The sequence below is a fragment of the Candidatus Blochmannia sp. SNP genome (assembly GCF_036549215.1).
Taxonomy (GTDB): domain Bacteria; phylum Pseudomonadota; class Gammaproteobacteria; order Enterobacterales; family Enterobacteriaceae; genus Blochmanniella.
Genome location: NZ_CP144371.1, coordinates 427,972 through 445,321, shown reverse-complemented (window position 1 = coordinate 445,321; position 17,350 = coordinate 427,972). Strand labels below are relative to the sequence as shown.

16 protein-coding genes are annotated in these 17,350 nt (G+C 28.1%); 1 reads left to right on the top strand and 15 read right to left on the bottom strand.

Annotation, left to right across the window (positions count from 1 at the left end):
* Positions 1 to 14: 14 nt before the first annotated feature.
* From lolD to rluC, 15 genes are all read right to left on the bottom strand, one after another.
* Positions 15 to 698 carry a lipoprotein-releasing ABC transporter ATP-binding protein LolD gene (gene lolD / locus VOI34_RS01845; RefSeq protein ID WP_331828180.1) on the bottom strand — a complete coding sequence of 228 codons (684 nt, stop codon included), beginning with the start codon at positions 696 to 698 and terminating at the stop codon, positions 15 to 17.
* The gene (lolC, locus tag VOI34_RS01840) at positions 691 to 1,902 is read right to left on the bottom strand and encodes a lipoprotein-releasing ABC transporter permease subunit LolC (RefSeq protein WP_331828725.1); all 1,212 of its coding nucleotides are present in this window, start codon (positions 1,900 to 1,902) and stop codon (positions 691 to 693) included. Before lolC ends, lolD begins: the two co-directional genes overlap by 8 nt.
* Positions 1,903 to 2,136: 234 nt before the next feature.
* Complete coding sequence (locus tag VOI34_RS01835) at positions 2,137 to 2,718, bottom strand: penicillin-binding protein activator LpoB (RefSeq protein ID WP_331828179.1); 582 nt, start codon at positions 2,716 to 2,718, stop codon at positions 2,137 to 2,139.
* Between the two features lie 170 nt (positions 2,719 to 2,888).
* On the bottom strand, positions 2,889 to 3,245 hold the full coding sequence (locus VOI34_RS01830; protein ID WP_331828178.1) for an HIT domain-containing protein: 357 nt from the start codon (positions 3,243 to 3,245) through the stop codon (positions 2,889 to 2,891).
* A 276-nt stretch (positions 3,246 to 3,521) separates the two neighbouring features.
* A complete protein-coding gene (locus tag VOI34_RS01825) occupies positions 3,522 to 4,304 on the bottom strand; it encodes a YchF/TatD family DNA exonuclease (RefSeq protein WP_331828724.1) in 783 nt (260 codons plus the stop codon).
* A 4-nt stretch (positions 4,305 to 4,308) separates the two neighbouring features.
* Complete coding sequence (locus VOI34_RS01820; protein WP_331828177.1) at positions 4,309 to 5,325, bottom strand: DNA polymerase III subunit delta' C-terminal domain-containing protein; 1,017 nt, start codon at positions 5,323 to 5,325, stop codon at positions 4,309 to 4,311.
* A 9-nt stretch (positions 5,326 to 5,334) separates the two neighbouring features.
* Positions 5,335 to 5,967 (bottom strand): dTMP kinase, encoded by a 633-nt coding sequence (gene tmk / locus VOI34_RS01815; RefSeq protein ID WP_331828176.1) that lies wholly within the window; start codon positions 5,965 to 5,967, stop codon positions 5,335 to 5,337.
* Between the two features lie 387 nt (positions 5,968 to 6,354).
* On the bottom strand, positions 6,355 to 7,182 hold the full coding sequence (pabC, locus tag VOI34_RS01810) for an aminodeoxychorismate lyase (protein WP_331828175.1): 828 nt from the start codon (positions 7,180 to 7,182) through the stop codon (positions 6,355 to 6,357).
* Positions 7,183 to 7,812: 630 nt separating this feature from the next.
* Entirely contained in the window at positions 7,813 to 8,052 is a 240-nt protein-coding gene (acpP, locus tag VOI34_RS01805) for an acyl carrier protein (protein ID WP_331828174.1), read from the bottom strand.
* Positions 8,053 to 8,186: 134 nt separating this feature from the next.
* Positions 8,187 to 8,921 (bottom strand): 3-oxoacyl-ACP reductase FabG, encoded by a 735-nt coding sequence (fabG, locus tag VOI34_RS01800; protein WP_331828173.1) that lies wholly within the window; start codon positions 8,919 to 8,921, stop codon positions 8,187 to 8,189.
* 26 nt (positions 8,922 to 8,947) lie between these two features.
* The gene (fabD, locus tag VOI34_RS01795; RefSeq protein WP_331828172.1) at positions 8,948 to 9,889 is read right to left on the bottom strand and encodes an ACP S-malonyltransferase; all 942 of its coding nucleotides are present in this window, start codon (positions 9,887 to 9,889) and stop codon (positions 8,948 to 8,950) included.
* Between the two features lie 17 nt (positions 9,890 to 9,906).
* A complete protein-coding gene (locus tag VOI34_RS01790) occupies positions 9,907 to 10,860 on the bottom strand; it encodes a beta-ketoacyl-ACP synthase III (protein WP_331828171.1) in 954 nt (317 codons plus the stop codon).
* A 13-nt stretch (positions 10,861 to 10,873) separates the two neighbouring features.
* Entirely contained in the window at positions 10,874 to 11,875 is a 1,002-nt protein-coding gene (gene plsX / locus VOI34_RS01785; RefSeq protein WP_443092753.1) for a phosphate acyltransferase PlsX, read from the bottom strand.
* A gap of 51 nt (positions 11,876 to 11,926) precedes the next feature.
* Positions 11,927 to 12,097, bottom strand: coding sequence for a 50S ribosomal protein L32 (rpmF, locus tag VOI34_RS01780; protein WP_331828169.1), 171 nt, complete (start codon positions 12,095 to 12,097; stop codon positions 11,927 to 11,929).
* Positions 12,098 to 13,100: 1,003 nt separating this feature from the next.
* Complete coding sequence (gene rluC / locus VOI34_RS01775) at positions 13,101 to 14,111, bottom strand: 23S rRNA pseudouridine(955/2504/2580) synthase RluC (protein WP_331828168.1); 1,011 nt, start codon at positions 14,109 to 14,111, stop codon at positions 13,101 to 13,103.
* Positions 14,112 to 14,621: 510 nt separating this feature from the next.
* Here rluC and rne point away from each other — a divergent pair.
* Positions 14,622 to 17,186, top strand: coding sequence for a ribonuclease E (rne, locus tag VOI34_RS01770; RefSeq protein ID WP_331828167.1), 2,565 nt, complete (start codon positions 14,622 to 14,624; stop codon positions 17,184 to 17,186).
* Positions 17,187 to 17,350: the final 164 nt, after the last annotated feature.

Sequence of the window (17,350 nt, the reverse complement as noted above, 5' to 3'; positions counted from 1 at the left end):
CTAAACAAATTATCCTATGTCAATATTATCTGACCATCAGATATCGTTAATATTCTATGACATTTCTTAGCTAAAACTAAATCATGGGTTGCAATTAAAAAAGTTGTTCCATAATGCATATTTAATGTTTTTAGTAATTGAAAAATATTACTCGAATTTTTTTCGTCTAAATTGCCAGTTGGTTCATCAGCCAATACTAAAGCTGGATTATTTATTATAGCTCGAGCTACAGCTGCTCTCTGACTTTCCCCTCCAGATAACTCATTCGGAAAAAAATGAATACGATTTTCTAAACCAACTAATTTTAATATATACTGTGCTTTATTTTTTGCTTGACTAAATCCAATACCTCCAATCAACAATGGCATTGCTACATTTTCTAAAATATCAAAATCTAATAATAAATGATGAAATTGATAAATAAAACCTAAACGTTTATTGCGTATCATAGCACATGCATTATCAGACAATTTATGTAATGCATACCCTTCAAAAAATATCTCACCTGCAGTTGGTTTATCTAATCCTCCAAGTAAATGCAACAATGTACTTTTACCAGATCCAGATATCCCTACAACAGCAATCATCTCATTAGGTTGTATACTTAAAGTAATGCGATTCAACACTTTAATTACAAAATTAGCACGACGATAATATTTCGTTAATTGGGTACAATATAACAATGGAATATCAACCATGGCGCAAAATCTTTGCAGGAGGAATAGAAGCTGCCCGCCATGATGGATACAACGTAGCTAACAAGACTATAACAAACGTTATAAACACGATACCTAAAATTTGACAATATTTTATTTCTACGGGTAATTGTGCAGTATCTGGCAATATTTTAAAAAACAATAATATTTGATTTAATTTACTAGATAACAATAATCCTAATCCTATGCCAAATATAATACCTAAAATACCATTACTAAATCCCTGAATCATAAAAAGCAGCACAATCTGTCGGCGAGTAAAACCATATGTTTGTAGCACTGCAATTTCTATCTGTCTGTCTAATATTAATAACACTAAAAAAGAAATAACATTAAAACCTGCTGCTATTATGATTAAAACTAATAACAAAGACATTATATTTTTTTCTATTTTCATCGCTTGAAATAAAGATCCTTTATACTCTCTCCAGTCCCTCCACACCCAATCTTTATATAATTTAGGACAATTATTATAATAATTATGCAGTAAAAATGGTTCATGTAACCACAAACGCCACCCAGTAACGCATTGTGCTGGATAACGCATTAACACAGAAGCATCAGACTGATGTATTAATACTTGATAAGAATCAACTTCACTAGTTGTAATATAAACATCTAATACTGTAAATAGTCGTTGACTAGGAATATAACCAATAGGAGTAATCTGCATAACAGAAGGAATAATTAAACGAATTTGATCATTTATATGTACTTCAAGTTGTTTTGCTAAAGCTGATCCAATAATGATATAATATTTTCCTGGAATTAACTGATTTATATGTTTATTGATTAAATACAAATATAATGGTTCAAAATGATTTGGATCAATCCCTAGCATGACTCCAAATGATGCTTTTCTGGAACTTTGCAATATCACATTGGATGTTACCAACGGTTTTATACAGATTATTTTATGTTGTAATTGATGTAAAACTAATTTTGGATTATGCTCAATGTGAACATATCCTTTTTCAGTAGTAAGCAATACGTGAGGTATAAAATTAAGAAGATTTTGTTTTATATCACGCTCACAACCATTCATAACTGACAACACAGTTATCATTGCCATTACGCCTAACATAATAGCAATACTAGAAATCCAATAAATATTTCGGCCAAACTTATCTACCGATTTTCCCAAAATATAACGTAAAGCAATGAACAGTACAACTGGTCGATATATCAAAATTTGCTGTTGTACCTCATAAACATATCAAATAATATATTTTTAAATTCTTATATATCTGCAACATTTACCATTAAATACACATATTGACTATACAACAAATATAGTCATTTTTTAAATTTAGTAATTGAATCTTTTCCATAAGACCATATCTTTAAACCTTTTATAATCTTTAAGTATCACCTTTATAATACTATTGAAATCTATATTCATATCTTATCTTATCTTATCTTATGCAGAGCCACTGACAACTCTCAAAATCTCACCAGTTTTAACCGATATTAATTGTAATTCTAAATTTGGTTTTTCTGAGTTTCCATAAGCAATACCATATAGAATATAATTTGCTTGTAAATAATTTGCAATTTTTATAGAAAAATTATAAGTGTTTCTATTATCTTCTGGAAATACGCCCAACTCTCTATACACAGAATATAATGTTCCTATATCGATAACATTATATTTTTTAGTATTTTCTATAATACATTTAATTAATATATTCGTGACATTACTAGTCTGGAAAATACCATTGGTGTTATTCTTTACTATATTTACTAACAATACACTACCACATTCGATATTATCAAAAAAAAATGCATTCTGCAGCATATTTAATAAAATTGGTTTCCAATGAATTAAGTTAATTTGAGATGGTACTGATAATGCAGGCTTCGTATTATGCGTAGACATACTATCATGATTGCATAAACCAATACAATGTACAGAAATTATACTAATCACTAAACATATCATCTTTTTTTCATAAGCAAAATATGTATTTTTATTGATAACAAATTTAATATTATTTTTCATAATAATTTTATCTAAAAATATAAATTTTTATTAGATGCATGATTATATTATCCTCTACACATCAATAATCATATATTTTAATTCTTACAAAAAATAAAAAATTAACTGTTATTAAAAAATAGATTAAATTAAAAATTAAATTTAATTAAACTATAATATAATATATTATCCTATTGCTTTTTCTGTAATAAAGGACCTAAAGGCTCTCCTCCTAACAAATGCATATGAAGATGATAAATTTCTTGACCAGAATGATGATTACAATTGACTATTAAACGATAACCTGAAGAATGTATATTCTTTTGCTTAGCAATTTTTGCTGCTACTACAAATAATCTACCTAATGTTATTTCATCATTAGTAGAGACATGATTAACAGTAGGAATTACTATATTAGGAACAATTAATACATGAACAGGGGCCTTAGGATTTAAATCATAAAATGCAGTCACTAATTCATCTTGATATAAAAGATCAACTTTAATTTTCTTCTTAATAATGTTTATAAAAATATTGTCTTTTTTCACGATTTATCCTATTAAATAAAAAATTATATAAATACTATAATAATTTTTTGACCATATCAGCTAACATCTTACCCTTTACATAACAAAATGAAAATATTATATCTACTTTTAGACTAATAAATATTGTATTATATTTATAATTGTATAATAAATTAATTACGATATTAATTATATCATATTTAATATGATATAATTACTTTGCGCTAATGCTCATAATAATATGACACTGATAATCCATCTGTAATATCCATTTAATATATTAATATTATTCTTATATCACAGGTGAAACAAGGTTCGAAAATTAACTGTAGTAATAAACGCTAATTCATCCATATTAATATTCTTTATAAGTGCTATATAATTGGCAATTTCATATATATAAGCTGGCTGATTTTCTTGCCCTCTATAAGGAACGGGAGTGAGATAAGGAGAATCAGTTTCTAACAATATACGATCAGAAGGTACATATTTAATTACTTCTTGAATCATATAAGATTTATTAAATGTTACCATTCCAGAAAAAGATATATAAAAATTAAGATTTAATAACAATCTTGCAGTATCTATATCTTCATTAAAACAATGTAACACGCCGCCACACTCTTCTGCTGATTCCGCACGTAAAATAGCGACAGTATCCTTACAAGAAGCACGACTATGTACAATAACTGGTTTCTTTGCTGCTCTAGCAACACGAATATGTTCCCGAAATGCTTCTTTTTGTTTTTTTTTGTTATCTAATTTTAATTTATGATAATAATCTAATCCAGTTTCACCTATAGCTACTACATTTCTTCTAGAAGATAAAATATATAATCTTTCTCTATCAAAATTATTAGAATAATGTATATAAGTAGGATGTACTCCACAAGAAAATACAACGTCATTTCTGTATCCAATTAACTCAACCATACTATTATAATCTGACATAGCAATACTAACTGATAAAACTAGCTTTACTCCTCTTTTTTTAGCTTTATTCAATACATCTGAAACATCTTTGTGAATATTTTGATAATTTAATTGATTCAAATGACAATGAGAATCTACTAAAAACATAATGTCATATACTCCATACATGGAAACAAGATTCAACAATATCTTGTTGCCAATTTAACAACCGATAGGTCAGTAATAATTCACGATCAATATTAGTAAATTTCTGAAAATAACACAACAATGCTAACCATTGTTGCAATTGACGGCTTAAAGACGAAACACTCCAGTAATCTGCAATAATAGTAATTAATTCTATTTGATCTAAATTTATTATAAATCGTTGATTTATTCCTTGCTTCCATTTTAATGCATCCGCAAGTACAGTAATAAACCAATACAAATATGTATTGTTCCGACAGGTATTCAAAAATGGTACAAGTTTTAAAAAATCTTTATTTATAATAGTATAATATATGGATTTACATAATTCTAATCGGTGCGTCCACATCCCTAATTTAAACATAGCTTCCGCTTCTATGGGAGCGCCGTTGCATAAGCGTAATGCACATTGTGCCAATAAAATATCATTTATCCCTTCCTGTTGTTTCATTAACCACTGTAATCCAAGTGATTCCTTTGGAGGTATAATTGACCATTTCATACATCGACTCAAAAATGTTGATGGTATTCTCATGTAATCTCGAGTTTTAAAAAAAAAATAAGTATTTATTGGAGGTTCATCGAGTATTTTAAGCAACACATTAATAGACTGATCAGTTAAATATTCCACATACTTTATAAATATAATTTTTACTTTACTTTGATAAGCATGATGATATACAGAATTGATACAAGCACGCATGATATCAACGCCTATAGTTTGAGTATTATTTTCCGGATTTATTTGATAATAATCAGGATGATGCCCTATATTCATTAATTTGCAATTATGGCACATGTTGCAGTGTCGAATCTCTAGAGGATTAGAGCAACTTAACCATCGCGAAATAGCATAAATTAAAGTATCTTCCCCATTATCCCATTTAGCATTTAAAAGTAATGCATGATGTCCTCTATTTTTTCGATAAGAACTCAATATTTTACTATAAACAATATTCAACCAGGGATACCATCTCATCATAACTTGCTCTTAGAGTTTATTAACCCACCAATCTAAATATCTGTAAATAACAGCAGAAACTTTTTCTAAACTTTGAGAAGCATCAATCATGATAATATTTTTTTTTTCAGAAGCTAACTTTTTATAACGAGAACGCACACGAGCAAAAAAACTTAAAGGTTCTTGTTCAAGACAATCTAATATTATTCTATTCTTTATTCGAGATACACTTAACTCTGGAGAAATATCAAGATAAAATGTTAAATCCGGATACAATATACTCGTAACTTTATCAGATAAAGCCTGTAATAACAGCATATCTACTCCCCTACCGCCTCCTTGATATGCCTGAGAAGACAAATCATATCTATCCCCAATTACCCAATAACCCCTAGACAAAGCTGGTTTAATAACATTTTTTACTAACTGAAATCGTGCAGCATATATCATCAATAATTCTGATATACTATCAATGGGATCGCTTATAGGTCCACCATATTTAATTAATACACGCAAAAAATCTGAAACTGGTGTACCCCCTGGTTCACGAGTAGTAATAACATTTATTATACCACATTTATTTAGGTATTGAATTATTCGATAAATAACAGTAGTTTTTCCAGATCCATCCAATCCTTCAATTACAATAAATTTATTACCCACTTCATACCTTATATAAAAATTATTAATGCCATAATTTAATTATTCATTAAAATTATAAAAATTTATATATTTACTATAACAAATATCAAAATATATAACCTTTATACTTCCTATAACTATAAGCATTGTATATATACATATAAATTCAAAAACAATAAAACTTAATTCTTACAAGAAGAAATTAATAATAATAATAATAATTAATAAATATTTATACAGTATATTAGCAAAATATCATGTCTAATGACATTAGACACATATCTTTAATAAAAATTCTTATAAAGAAAATTCAATCATTATTTTTTCATCAGATTATTAAAAACAATTCTATCTTTAACAAAAATCATGAAACATTTCATACATATAATTTATAAAAAATAATAAATGTTATTGAATTTTATTATTTGTAATATAAGATTGCAACAAATGAAATAATGTCTTATCTGAATAAAAGCAATCATCAATTGAGTTAACTGATGCTAATGGCAATAAAGCATTTGTAATAAATACTTCATTTGCATTTTTTAAATACTCAGGGCCAACTGTCACTGTTCGTATACAATATCCTAATTCTGGCAGCAATCTTAATACTATCTGACGCATAATTCCATTAACACCAGCATAATGTATAGAAGGAGTAAATACTTGATAGTTATACCTCCAAAAAATATTAGAACTACAACATTCTACAACATTGCCATCAGTATCTAAAACTAATGCTTCATCAATTTCTTTGTTTTTACTTATCCAAATAGAAATCATAACTTGTTCCAATCTATTAAGATGCTTAATTCCTGATAAAAAAGTATTCCGCGCTAACCGAACAATACTTGTTCTCATACAAATCCCAGAATCAACCCATCGCATATAATATTTAGGTAATCGACCGATGTAAATTATACGTAATGGTTCAATATCATCTTTGCATTTATATCCATGTAATCTATTATTATCACGTCTGATAATTATTACTTTGATGACATTATATGCAACACTAAAAGAAGCTGCTTGTAACATTTCTTTGTATAAAAGATTATAATTGAAATTTTCAAACATCAACCTTTTTGCCGAAAAAATCAATCGATCCATATGAAAATCCAAAAACTCTATTTCCCTATTTCGTAATCTAGCAGTCGTAAAAAATCCATCTCCAAAATGCAAAGCCCGATTATTTAATGATACTGTTTTTTTTAAAATTCCATTAACCCAATACATTATTATCTCAATTTATCAGCGATAAATAACATTTGACGTATCTTATTAATACAACAAATACCGAACAGTTGTTCCTTAACTCTATACAACAATGATAATACAACATTATTTTTTAATACATATTGCAATATATTTATAATATTCAATCGACATAATCATTATTCTTAATATAACATTTATAATTAGAAAATTAATATCTTATTACCCTCGACTTCTAAATATATAAGTTTTATTATAATCTAATTATTTATAATTCTTGCGATATATTACAGTCTTATAATTAAAAATTAACATCAATATTAACAATATTATCAATAGTACCAATTTTTTAAATCACTATCTCTTAATTCTCATATGTTATTAATATCAAATATTATATTGTAATCACCTTATTTATATAAACAATCTATCAATTTACTAAAAATAATTTTTATATTATTAAAACTTTATTATGTATACAATTAATTTTAACATAGATAAAACTAATAACTCATATAGTCAATTCGTGGATACATTAATAATAATTTATCCGAAATTAAATTTAATTCCTCTTATAGTTATCAATATAATTTACTAAAAAATACTTATGCACTAACGTAAGTAAAATATCATACCTTATAGTTAATCATTTTATTTTTGATGACTATTACTAATAAAGTCTATTGCTGCTTGAACAGTTGTAATTTTTTCAGCCTCTTCGTCTGGAATTTCAGTGTCAAATTCTTCCTCTAATGCCATAACCAATTCAACAGTATCAAGAGAATCAGCTCCAAGATCATCAACAAATGAAGCATGATTCACGACCTCTTCTTTTTTAACCCCCAATTGTTCAGCAATAATTGTTTTTACTTTTTCTTCTATAGTATTCATACTCTTCATTTTCCTATCAAATTGTGCTTATACGATAGTTCTCAAAAAATATAAAAAACATCGTACCACTTATAGCAATTTAAAAATTATACTTTCTCTCTTAAATTTTTAATAAATACATCACATAACACTAATTATCCCATATACATCCCTCCATTAACATGTATTGTTTGTCCAGTAATATACTCTGAATAATCAGAAGCAAAAAACATTACAGCATAAGCCACATCTTTAGGCTCTCCAAAACGATTAATTGGTATTTTCGACAAAATATCATTTTTCTGTTTATCAGTGAATTTTTTCACCATATCTGTACAAATAAATCCTGGTGATATCAAGTTAACTGTAATACCTCTAGAAGCAACTTCACGAGCTAAAGATTTTGTAAATCCAATTAATCCAGACTTAGCAGCTGAATAATTTACTTGTCCGGCATTACCCATAATACCTACTACGGAACCAATGTTGATGATTCTACCATAACGTTTTTTTATCATCGATTTTATTACCAATTTAGACATACGATATACAGCAGTCAAATTTACATCAATAACAGATTGCCATTCATTATCTCTCATATGTAACAAAATATTATCCTGAACGATACCAGCATTATTTACTAAAATATCAACATTTCCAAATTCTTGGTGCATCTTTTTCGCAAAAATATCAATAGAATATTTATCAGTAACATCTAATTCCATCCCTTTCCCCTTACTCCCTAAATACGTGTTAATATCTTTAACACCCAACTCACTAGTTGCAGTACCTATTACAGTAGCTCCATATTTTGCAAACATTTCAATAATAATGCGACCAATACCACGACGAGCACCAGTTACTAAGACAATTTTTTCATTAAAAGTCATCTTACATGTACTCCTATACAAACATATTAATTCCAATTAATTTTCATTGCTTCTGACAAAGAAACCGGATCATTTACTGACAAACTAAACTCATTATTAACAGTACTACGTATCAGTCCAGTTAATATTTTTCCAGGGCCCATTTCTAAAAATTTTTTAATTTTTCGATGTATACAATATTGCATGACCTCACGCCAACGCACTGGAGTATATAATTGTCGTATTAATGCTCTACGAATAGCTCTTGGTTCCTGCTCAATACATACATCAGTGCTATTTAACACCGGTATACTAGGAGTATATATAGTTATTTTTTCTAATTCTTTTCTGAACTTTTTAGCCATTGGTTTCATTAATGCACAATGTGCTGGGACACTAATCGGAAGTGAAAATATATGTTTCGCTCCTGCATTTTTACAAAATAAATTAACACGATCCACTGCTTCTTTATGCCCAGAAATAACTACATGACCAGGGGCATTAAAACCAGCAAGAGAGACAATTTGATCTTGTTGTGCTGCTTTGCAAAACTCAAAAACAACATCATCATGTAAGCCAATAATTACAGACATGGCTCCCCGTCCATGCGGGACCACTTCTTGCATCAACATACCACGTATCATTACTAATCTAACTCCAGAACATAAATCCATGCCTCCCGCACATACTAAAGCAGAATACTCCCCTAAACTATGACCTGCCATTAATTTTGGCATACAACCTCCCTGTTGTTTCCATATTCTCCAAACAGCTACTGAAGCTGTTAGAATAGCTGGTTGTGCTCGATAAGTTTTATTTAGTTCTGTAAAAGGTCCATACTGTACTAATTTCCATATATCATAACCTAAAACTTCTGATACTTCAGAAAAAGTCTCTTCTACTAACGAGTAATGAGCTGCCATAGTTTTTAACATTCCTACCCTTTGACTCGCTTGTCCTGGAAATACTATAGCTAATAATTTATTCATAATATTTCTCTCTTGTATTAAAATCGTAATAACGCCGAACCCCAAGTAAACCCAGCTCCAAACGCTTCTAATAATACTAATTGGCCTGATTTAATACGACCATCACGAACAGCTTCATCCAAAGCTAAGGGAACAGAAGCTGCAGATGTATTTCCATGTCTATCAAGTGTAACTACTACTTTTTTCATATCCATATCTAATCGTTTAGCAGTAGCAGAAATAATTCGTAAATTAGCCTGATGAGGCACTAACCAATCTAACTCATCTTGATGTAAATTATTAATATTAAGAGTTTCATCAATAACACGTGCTAAAACAGAAACAGCTATTTTAAATACTTTATTTCCAGACATTGTTAAATAATTAGATATAGTCGGATTCTTTCTATTATAATTGGGAAGAGTTAATAAATCTCCATGATATCCATCTGCGTGTAAATGAGTAGAAATAATGCCTGGTGTTTTGGAGCGACCAAGTATTACTGCACCTGCTCCATCACCAAATAAAATTAATGTCCCACGATCTCTAGGATCTAAAGTGTGACTTAAAGTGTCTGATCCTATAACTAAAGCATAATCCACACTTCCACTTTTAATATATTGATCTGCTACGCCTAGCGCATAAACAAATCCAGAGCAAGCCGCTGACAAATCAAAAGCAATAGTATCTCGTATATGTAAATCGCGTTGAATTTGACATGCTGAACTAGGAAATGCATGACTAGAAGAAGTGGTCGCGACAATAATAATACCTATCTTATCAGCATGTATGCAAGACATATCTAAAGCTCGTTTAGCAGCAAAATAACCCATTTTAGCTACAGTTTCGTCAGAACTAGAAATACGACGTTCTTGAATGCCAGTACGAGCAACAATCCATTCATGCGATGTATCTACCATTTTTTCTAAAACAACGTTAGATCTAATGTGTTGAGGTAAATAACTCCCTGTTCCAAGGATTCTAGTAAACATGTATATTTAATTATTATTTTTTAGATAATACTGTACTTAATCGAGCAAAGATCCTTTCTGGAATTTTTCGTTCTACAGCATGAATTGCTTGCGCAATAGCAGCAGTAAATGCACGTTGATTAGCCGCACCGTGGCTTTTTATTACCGTATTACGTAAGCCTATCAAATAAGCACCATTATACCGATCAGGATGAAATTGACTAAATTTATTAAACAGATATTTACTTATCCAAAAAGTAATACTTTGCATAAACCAATTCAAATTATTTTCCTTGTCTGATGGTTGCAATGTTGATAAAATAACTCTTATAACTCCTTCCATAGTCTTTAAAGTAATATTACCAACAAAGCCATCACAAACTAAAACATCTGTTTTGCCTATTAATAAATCATTTGCTTCGATATAACCAACATAATGAATTGATGAAATGGTGTGTAATATCTCTGAAGCATGACGAATATTGTCTAATCCTTTAGTTTCTTCTGATCCAATATTTAATAACGCTACTCTTGGATTACTCACGCCCAAAATTTGTTCTGATAACACCGAACCCATAATTGCAAATTGTACTAACATTTCACCATCACATGAAATATTAGCACCTAAATCTAAAATAACGGTTTTTCCTTGTTTTTGGTGGGGCAGTAATGTTGTTAAAGCAGGACGTTCAATGCCATTGATAGACTTAAGAACTAATTTAGATAAACCCATAAGCGCTCCTGTGTTACCTGCACTCACGCAAGCCTGAGCACGACCTGACTTAATAAGTTCTAAAGCTACACGCATCGAAGTATCTTTACTTACTCTAATTGCCTGAGCAGGCCTAACATCTCCACCTATTACCAATTTTGCTGGAATAACAGTTAATCTCTCAACACATGCAGACCTTGATGCTGATAAAATGGGCAAGATTACATCAGGATTTCCAACAAGCAATACTTCAAGTTTTGGATATAAAGACAATGCTTGTAATGAAGCAGGTACCGTCACAACAGGACCAAAATCACCACCCATTGCATCTAATGCAAGAACTACATTTTGCGGCTGTATATCATTGTTCAAAAATCACTTCTCAATCATTTTTTTTCCGCGATAAAATCCATTAAAAGTAATATAATGGCGTCGATGTATTTCTCCAGATATTCGATCTACTGATATAGTAGCTGGACACAATGCATTATGAGAACGACGCATTCCTCTTGTAGAACGAGTAGATTTATTTTGCTGTACAGCCATATTACACTCTCCTTTTATTTTAATATTATTTTGTTATCTAAATGACTAGTATAATATTAATTAAATCGACCAAACAATTAAAGTACACGTTTATTTAATTAAATATAATATATTTTTCAAATTAATAATATTTTTCTAATTTTTACTCTATAAAACATTTTTACTATAAATATACTTTATTTGATATTTAATCAGTCCACAAATATTAACCTATCTATATTACTTTTTATGCAATCACAAGAAATTCTATCACTTTTATTTAAATTAAATAAAAGTGATAGAATTATCACATATACATATATAAGTTATATATAAATCATAACTTGTCATTATACTATTAACATTATCATAATGATGTATTATTTCTGTCTTAATTTTATAAACTTACTAGGCTTCTCACAGTAAGAATCCAGAGCTAAAAATCAGCATCAATACCACGCCTTAGTACTATTAATCATATTAATATATCACCTTAATAACAAAATTAAATAATATATCTAATAAAACTCAACTGTCTAGATAAACTTCATCCTATATATAGGATTACATAGCTATATCCTGAATATATATATATATATATATATAAATTTTTATTTATAGTAATTTATAATTAAAACCATTAAACACATATATTATTCACAATCTATTCAAATAATCAGTTAACTTTTATTTTTTAAGATAAAGTCATCTAAACATTGTTTAAATAATATTAACTTACAAAACAACTGATTATATAATTAATATAAAACCTATTATTTAATAATATTAAAATTTGCCCTGTTATAAACTATGTAATTAATTCAATATCTTTGTTAATTATATTTTTTATGATATAACAATAATCTTAAAATTATTTAAGAAATAATATATAATACATATTATTTCTTAATATAAGATTAATCACGTCAAAATATAAAATAGCAAAAATAACGATATTTTCCTTTTAATTTTATGATGTGCATAACTTATTTCATCAAGTCAATAATACACAATTTTTTAATTATTAATTATTGTTTATATTTTTTACAATACTTTCTAACGAACAATTAGATCTAGTTGTAATTAATTTTCTCAAAAAAAATAAGCAATTGTAAAATAGTTGGTCTAATGGCGCATATACATAGAAATTTTCCCTTGTATTTGGATGCGTAAAACACAACATAGAAGCGTGTAAAAATAATCGATTAAATCCAAATTGTTTAAATTGAATATTAGATTTATAATCACCATACACACTATCTCCTACAATAGGATGATTCGAATATTTAGTATGTTTTCTAATTTGATGTGTACGTCCGGTAATAGGTTTAATTACCAGCAACGTTGCTATTCCTTCAAATTGTTCTTTAATTTTAAAATGAGTCGTAGATAATTTTCCTTTTTCTGAACTTCTATAAACAATCTTATTGTCCAATAAAATAGATTTTTTAAACAACGGCTCAGATATTATCTTTACGTTTATATCCCACTTTCCATGTACCAAAGCTAAATATTCTTTCTTCATATTTTTTACACGTAACTGTTCATGTAAAAATACCAAAGAAGTGCGGGTTTTAGCCACTAATAATACACCAGAAGTTTCTCGATCTAAACGATGAACTAATTCTAAAAACTGATCCTTAGGACGTAATGCTCGTAATCCCTCAATTATACCAAACTTAAGCCCACTTCCTCCATGCACAGCAATGCCAGTTGGCTTGTTAAGTGCTAATAAATAATCATCTTCATAAATTATGATATTTTGTAAGAATTCAATTTCTTTCATATATTTTATATCAAATCCATTTGAATGTATCCTTCTTACTGGAGGAATTCGTAATACATCTCCTATTTTTAATTTATATTGAAATTTAATTCTTTTTTTATTAATACGTACTGCGCCAGTTCGTATAATCCTATAAATCATAGATTTAGGGACTACTTTAAAATAAGTATTCAAAAAATTATCAATTCTTTGACCAGAAAAATTTGAAGAAATTATAATAAAATGCGTATGAATATCATGTTCTTTCATAAGAAACCATGGTAATTACGTAATTGTTTGAATATAATAACAAAATAGAAGAAATAACAATTATAGCCAACTAAAACAGGCTAAACTAAATAATAAATAAACAAAACTAGTATAGTTAAATATTTAAAAAATTAATAATTTTTAAATATTTAACTATACTTTTACATATATATATAAATTATTATTTTTTAATTTGTTATCAAACATAGCTATTGACTCGTATAATTATAATACAATTACTTATAAATAACATATTACAGAAATTACACATGATAAACATCATCATAAATAATGTTATGTAAATGTAATAATCTATCAATAACTAATATTATAGTTTGCATAAATACATAGTTATTCATAATACCAAAGACCTTATAAATAAAATAATTATATATTTAAGTTATCACTGCAAACCTATTGAATATCAAATTTACAATAATACTGAAAACTATTAAATATTTAAATTAAAATATCTACATTTCAATATATCAACATTGAGTAAAAATTATAATGAAAAGAATGTTAATTAACGCTACTCAACAAGAAGAATTACGAGTAGCATTAGTAGATGGACAGCGATTATACGACCTAGATATTGAAACAATAGGTCATGAACAAAAAAAAGCAAATATTTATAAAGGTAAAATTATTCGTATAGAACCGAGTTTAGAAGCAGTATTTGTGGATTATGGAGCTGAACGACACGGATTTCTTCCGATAAGAGAAATTACTCGTGAGTATTTTCTTTATTCATCATCTTCTTATAATAAGTTTAATATTAAAGAAATTTTATACGAAGGACAAGAACTGCTTGTACAAGTAGACAAAGAAGAAAGAGGAAATAAAGGCGCTGCACTAACTACTTTTATTAGTTTAGCAGGAAGTTACTTAGTGCTTATGCCAAATAGTCCTAAATCTGGCGGAATCTCAAGACGCATTGAAGGTAATGATCGTGTAGAATTAAAAGAAACTTTATCTACTTTAAATTTACCTGAAGGAATGAGTTTAATTATTCGTACTGCTGGAGTAGGAAAATCTATTGAAGCATTAGAATGGGATTTAACTTCTCTCTTACAGCATTGGGAAACTATTCAAGATACTGCAGCTAATCAACTAGCTCCTTTTTTAATTCATCAAGACAGTAACGTTATCGTACGTGCATTTCGAGATTATTTACGGCCAGACATAGGAGAAATTTTAATTGATAATCCTAAAATTTTAAATGTAGCCAAAGAACACCTAATTTCTTTAGGTCGTTCAGACTTCGCTAAAAAAATAAAATCATATAACGGAGATATTCCTTTATTTAGTCATTATCAAATAGAATCTCAAATAGAATCAGCATTCCAGCGTGAAGTACGGTTGTTGTCTGGAGGATCAATTGTTATTGATACCACTGAAGCTTTAACAGCAATCGATATTAATTCTTCGCGTTCTACTAAAGGATTAGATATTGAAGATACAGCTTTTAATACTAATTTAGAAGCAACTGATGAAATAGCACGTCAGTTACGTCTTCGTGATGTAGCTGGCTTAATTGTTATAGATTTTATAGATATGATCTCAATTCAACATCAACGGGAAATTGAAAATAACTTAAAAATAGCAGTACATCAGGATCGTGCTCGCATTCAGATAGGACGTATTTCTAAATTTGGTTTATTAGAATTATCTAGACAACGACTAAGCACATCATTAGGAGAATCAAGTCATTATATTTGCCCACGTTGTAGTGGCACAGGTAGTATTCGTGATAATGAATCTTTATCCTTATCCATTTTACGTTTAATTGAAGAAGAAGCGCTAAAAAACAATACCTATGAAGTACACGCTATCGTTCCGGTAGTTATCGCCTCGTATTTGCTTAATGAGAAGCGAAAAGCTATTAGCGATATAGAACAACGACAAAAAGGAGTACGAGCTATTATAGTTCCTTATGAACACATGAAAACTCCAAATTATGAGGTACGACGTATACGCAAAGGAGAAATAAATAATAAACCAAGTTATTTATTAGCAACAAACCAAAATCACGAAACAATTCAATCATCAGGAGAAACAGCGTCTTCAATTTACACTTATAATTCAGAAAAACCACAACTAAAAACAGATATCGTTCCAAATTTAACATCTGCTTGCAATAAAATTTTCCGTTATAAAAATTATACGCTGCAATCTAAATCAGAAAAAAGAATTCCATGGCTTAATAATATTATAAATTATTTAAATAAAAAAATTTGTTCATGTATTAGCGATAATATAAAACAAAAATTGTTAAGAATAATAAAAAAATGTATCAGTTGGATATATATTAAAGCTATATATAAAAAAAAACCATCCCAAAATTTAAATTATAATTATAAATTACGTCAAAACTCTTATTCTAAATATATTAATAACAATAATAAAAAAAATTACAACCATAACATACAAAATACAACTAACTTAAGTAATAATAAAAAAATAAAAAATTACCTCGATAAAAACAATGACAATATGATATCTCTATCAAAATTTATTAAAAATACCAACAAAACTAAATTTAGTCCTGATTATCCTAATCAGGAATCATCCATTAAAAAAATAATAAACAAAATATCTGAACAAAAATGTAAAAAAAGGCATAAACAGGATATTGAACATAAAAACTTAAAAAAAATAAACGATTTAGAACCTTGGATATGGTTAAAAACACATCAATTTAAATCTCCCTTGAATATAATAACAAACAGAGAATCAACGCCTATAAACATAAACCATTATAAAACACATGATATACTACATTCCCATATTTTTGAAAAAAAAACCACGGCTACTAAACTAAATACTAACCTTATTGAAAATATTAAAACTATTAACAATACTATGATACACTATCCATATGTCGATCATCATGTTATTACACATTCTAATAAAATAAATCACCAAGAAAAAGAAAAAAACAACTATAGTTATCCACGATTTATTCGTCGATTACGTCGTTCTTCTCGTCATTTTCGTATAAATCTCAAACAACGCTTACAACAACGGCAGGCTAAAAATGATCCTAAAAAATACAATAATGCTATTAAATGATAGCGAAATAACTTCTGAAAATTAATTTATATCTAATTATCTTTCATATGATTAAATAACATTTAAATCTCAAAAGATTAATTTTTAATTTTTTATAAAATAAACTTATATGATATACATAAGTCAGATAGTATTACCACAAATTAACAAAAACGATTAATTAA

Coding starts and splice junctions, on each gene's coding strand:
- VOI34_RS01820 (WP_331828177.1), bottom strand. CDS start 5,325: ATGATGAGATGGTATCCCTGGTTGAATATTGTTTATAGTAAAATATTG.
- acpP (WP_331828174.1), bottom strand. CDS start 8,052: ATGAATACTATAGAAGAAAAAGTAAAAACAATTATTGCTGAACAATTG.
- fabG (WP_331828173.1), bottom strand. CDS start 8,921: ATGACTTTTAATGAAAAAATTGTCTTAGTAACTGGTGCTCGTCGTGGT.
- rne (WP_331828167.1), top strand. CDS start 14,622: ATGAAAAGAATGTTAATTAACGCTACTCAACAAGAAGAATTACGAGTA.
- rpmF (WP_331828169.1), bottom strand. CDS start 12,097: ATGGCTGTACAGCAAAATAAATCTACTCGTTCTACAAGAGGAATGCGT.
- VOI34_RS01790 (WP_331828171.1), bottom strand. CDS start 10,860: ATGTTTACTAGAATCCTTGGAACAGGGAGTTATTTACCTCAACACATT.
- rluC (WP_331828168.1), bottom strand. CDS start 14,111: ATGAAAGAACATGATATTCATACGCATTTTATTATAATTTCTTCAAAT.
- lolD (WP_331828180.1), bottom strand. CDS start 698: ATGGTTGATATTCCATTGTTATATTGTACCCAATTAACGAAATATTAT.
- fabD (WP_331828172.1), bottom strand. CDS start 9,889: ATGAATAAATTATTAGCTATAGTATTTCCAGGACAAGCGAGTCAAAGG.
- VOI34_RS01835 (WP_331828179.1), bottom strand. CDS start 2,718: ATGAAAAATAATATTAAATTTGTTATCAATAAAAATACATATTTTGCT.
- plsX (WP_443092753.1), bottom strand. CDS start 11,875: ATGGGTGGTGATTTTGGTCCTGTTGTGACGGTACCTGCTTCATTACAA.
- VOI34_RS01825 (WP_331828724.1), bottom strand. CDS start 4,304: ATGTTTTTAGTAGATTCTCATTGTCATTTGAATCAATTAAATTATCAA.
- pabC (WP_331828175.1), bottom strand. CDS start 7,182: ATGTATTGGGTTAATGGAATTTTAAAAAAAACAGTATCATTAAATAAT.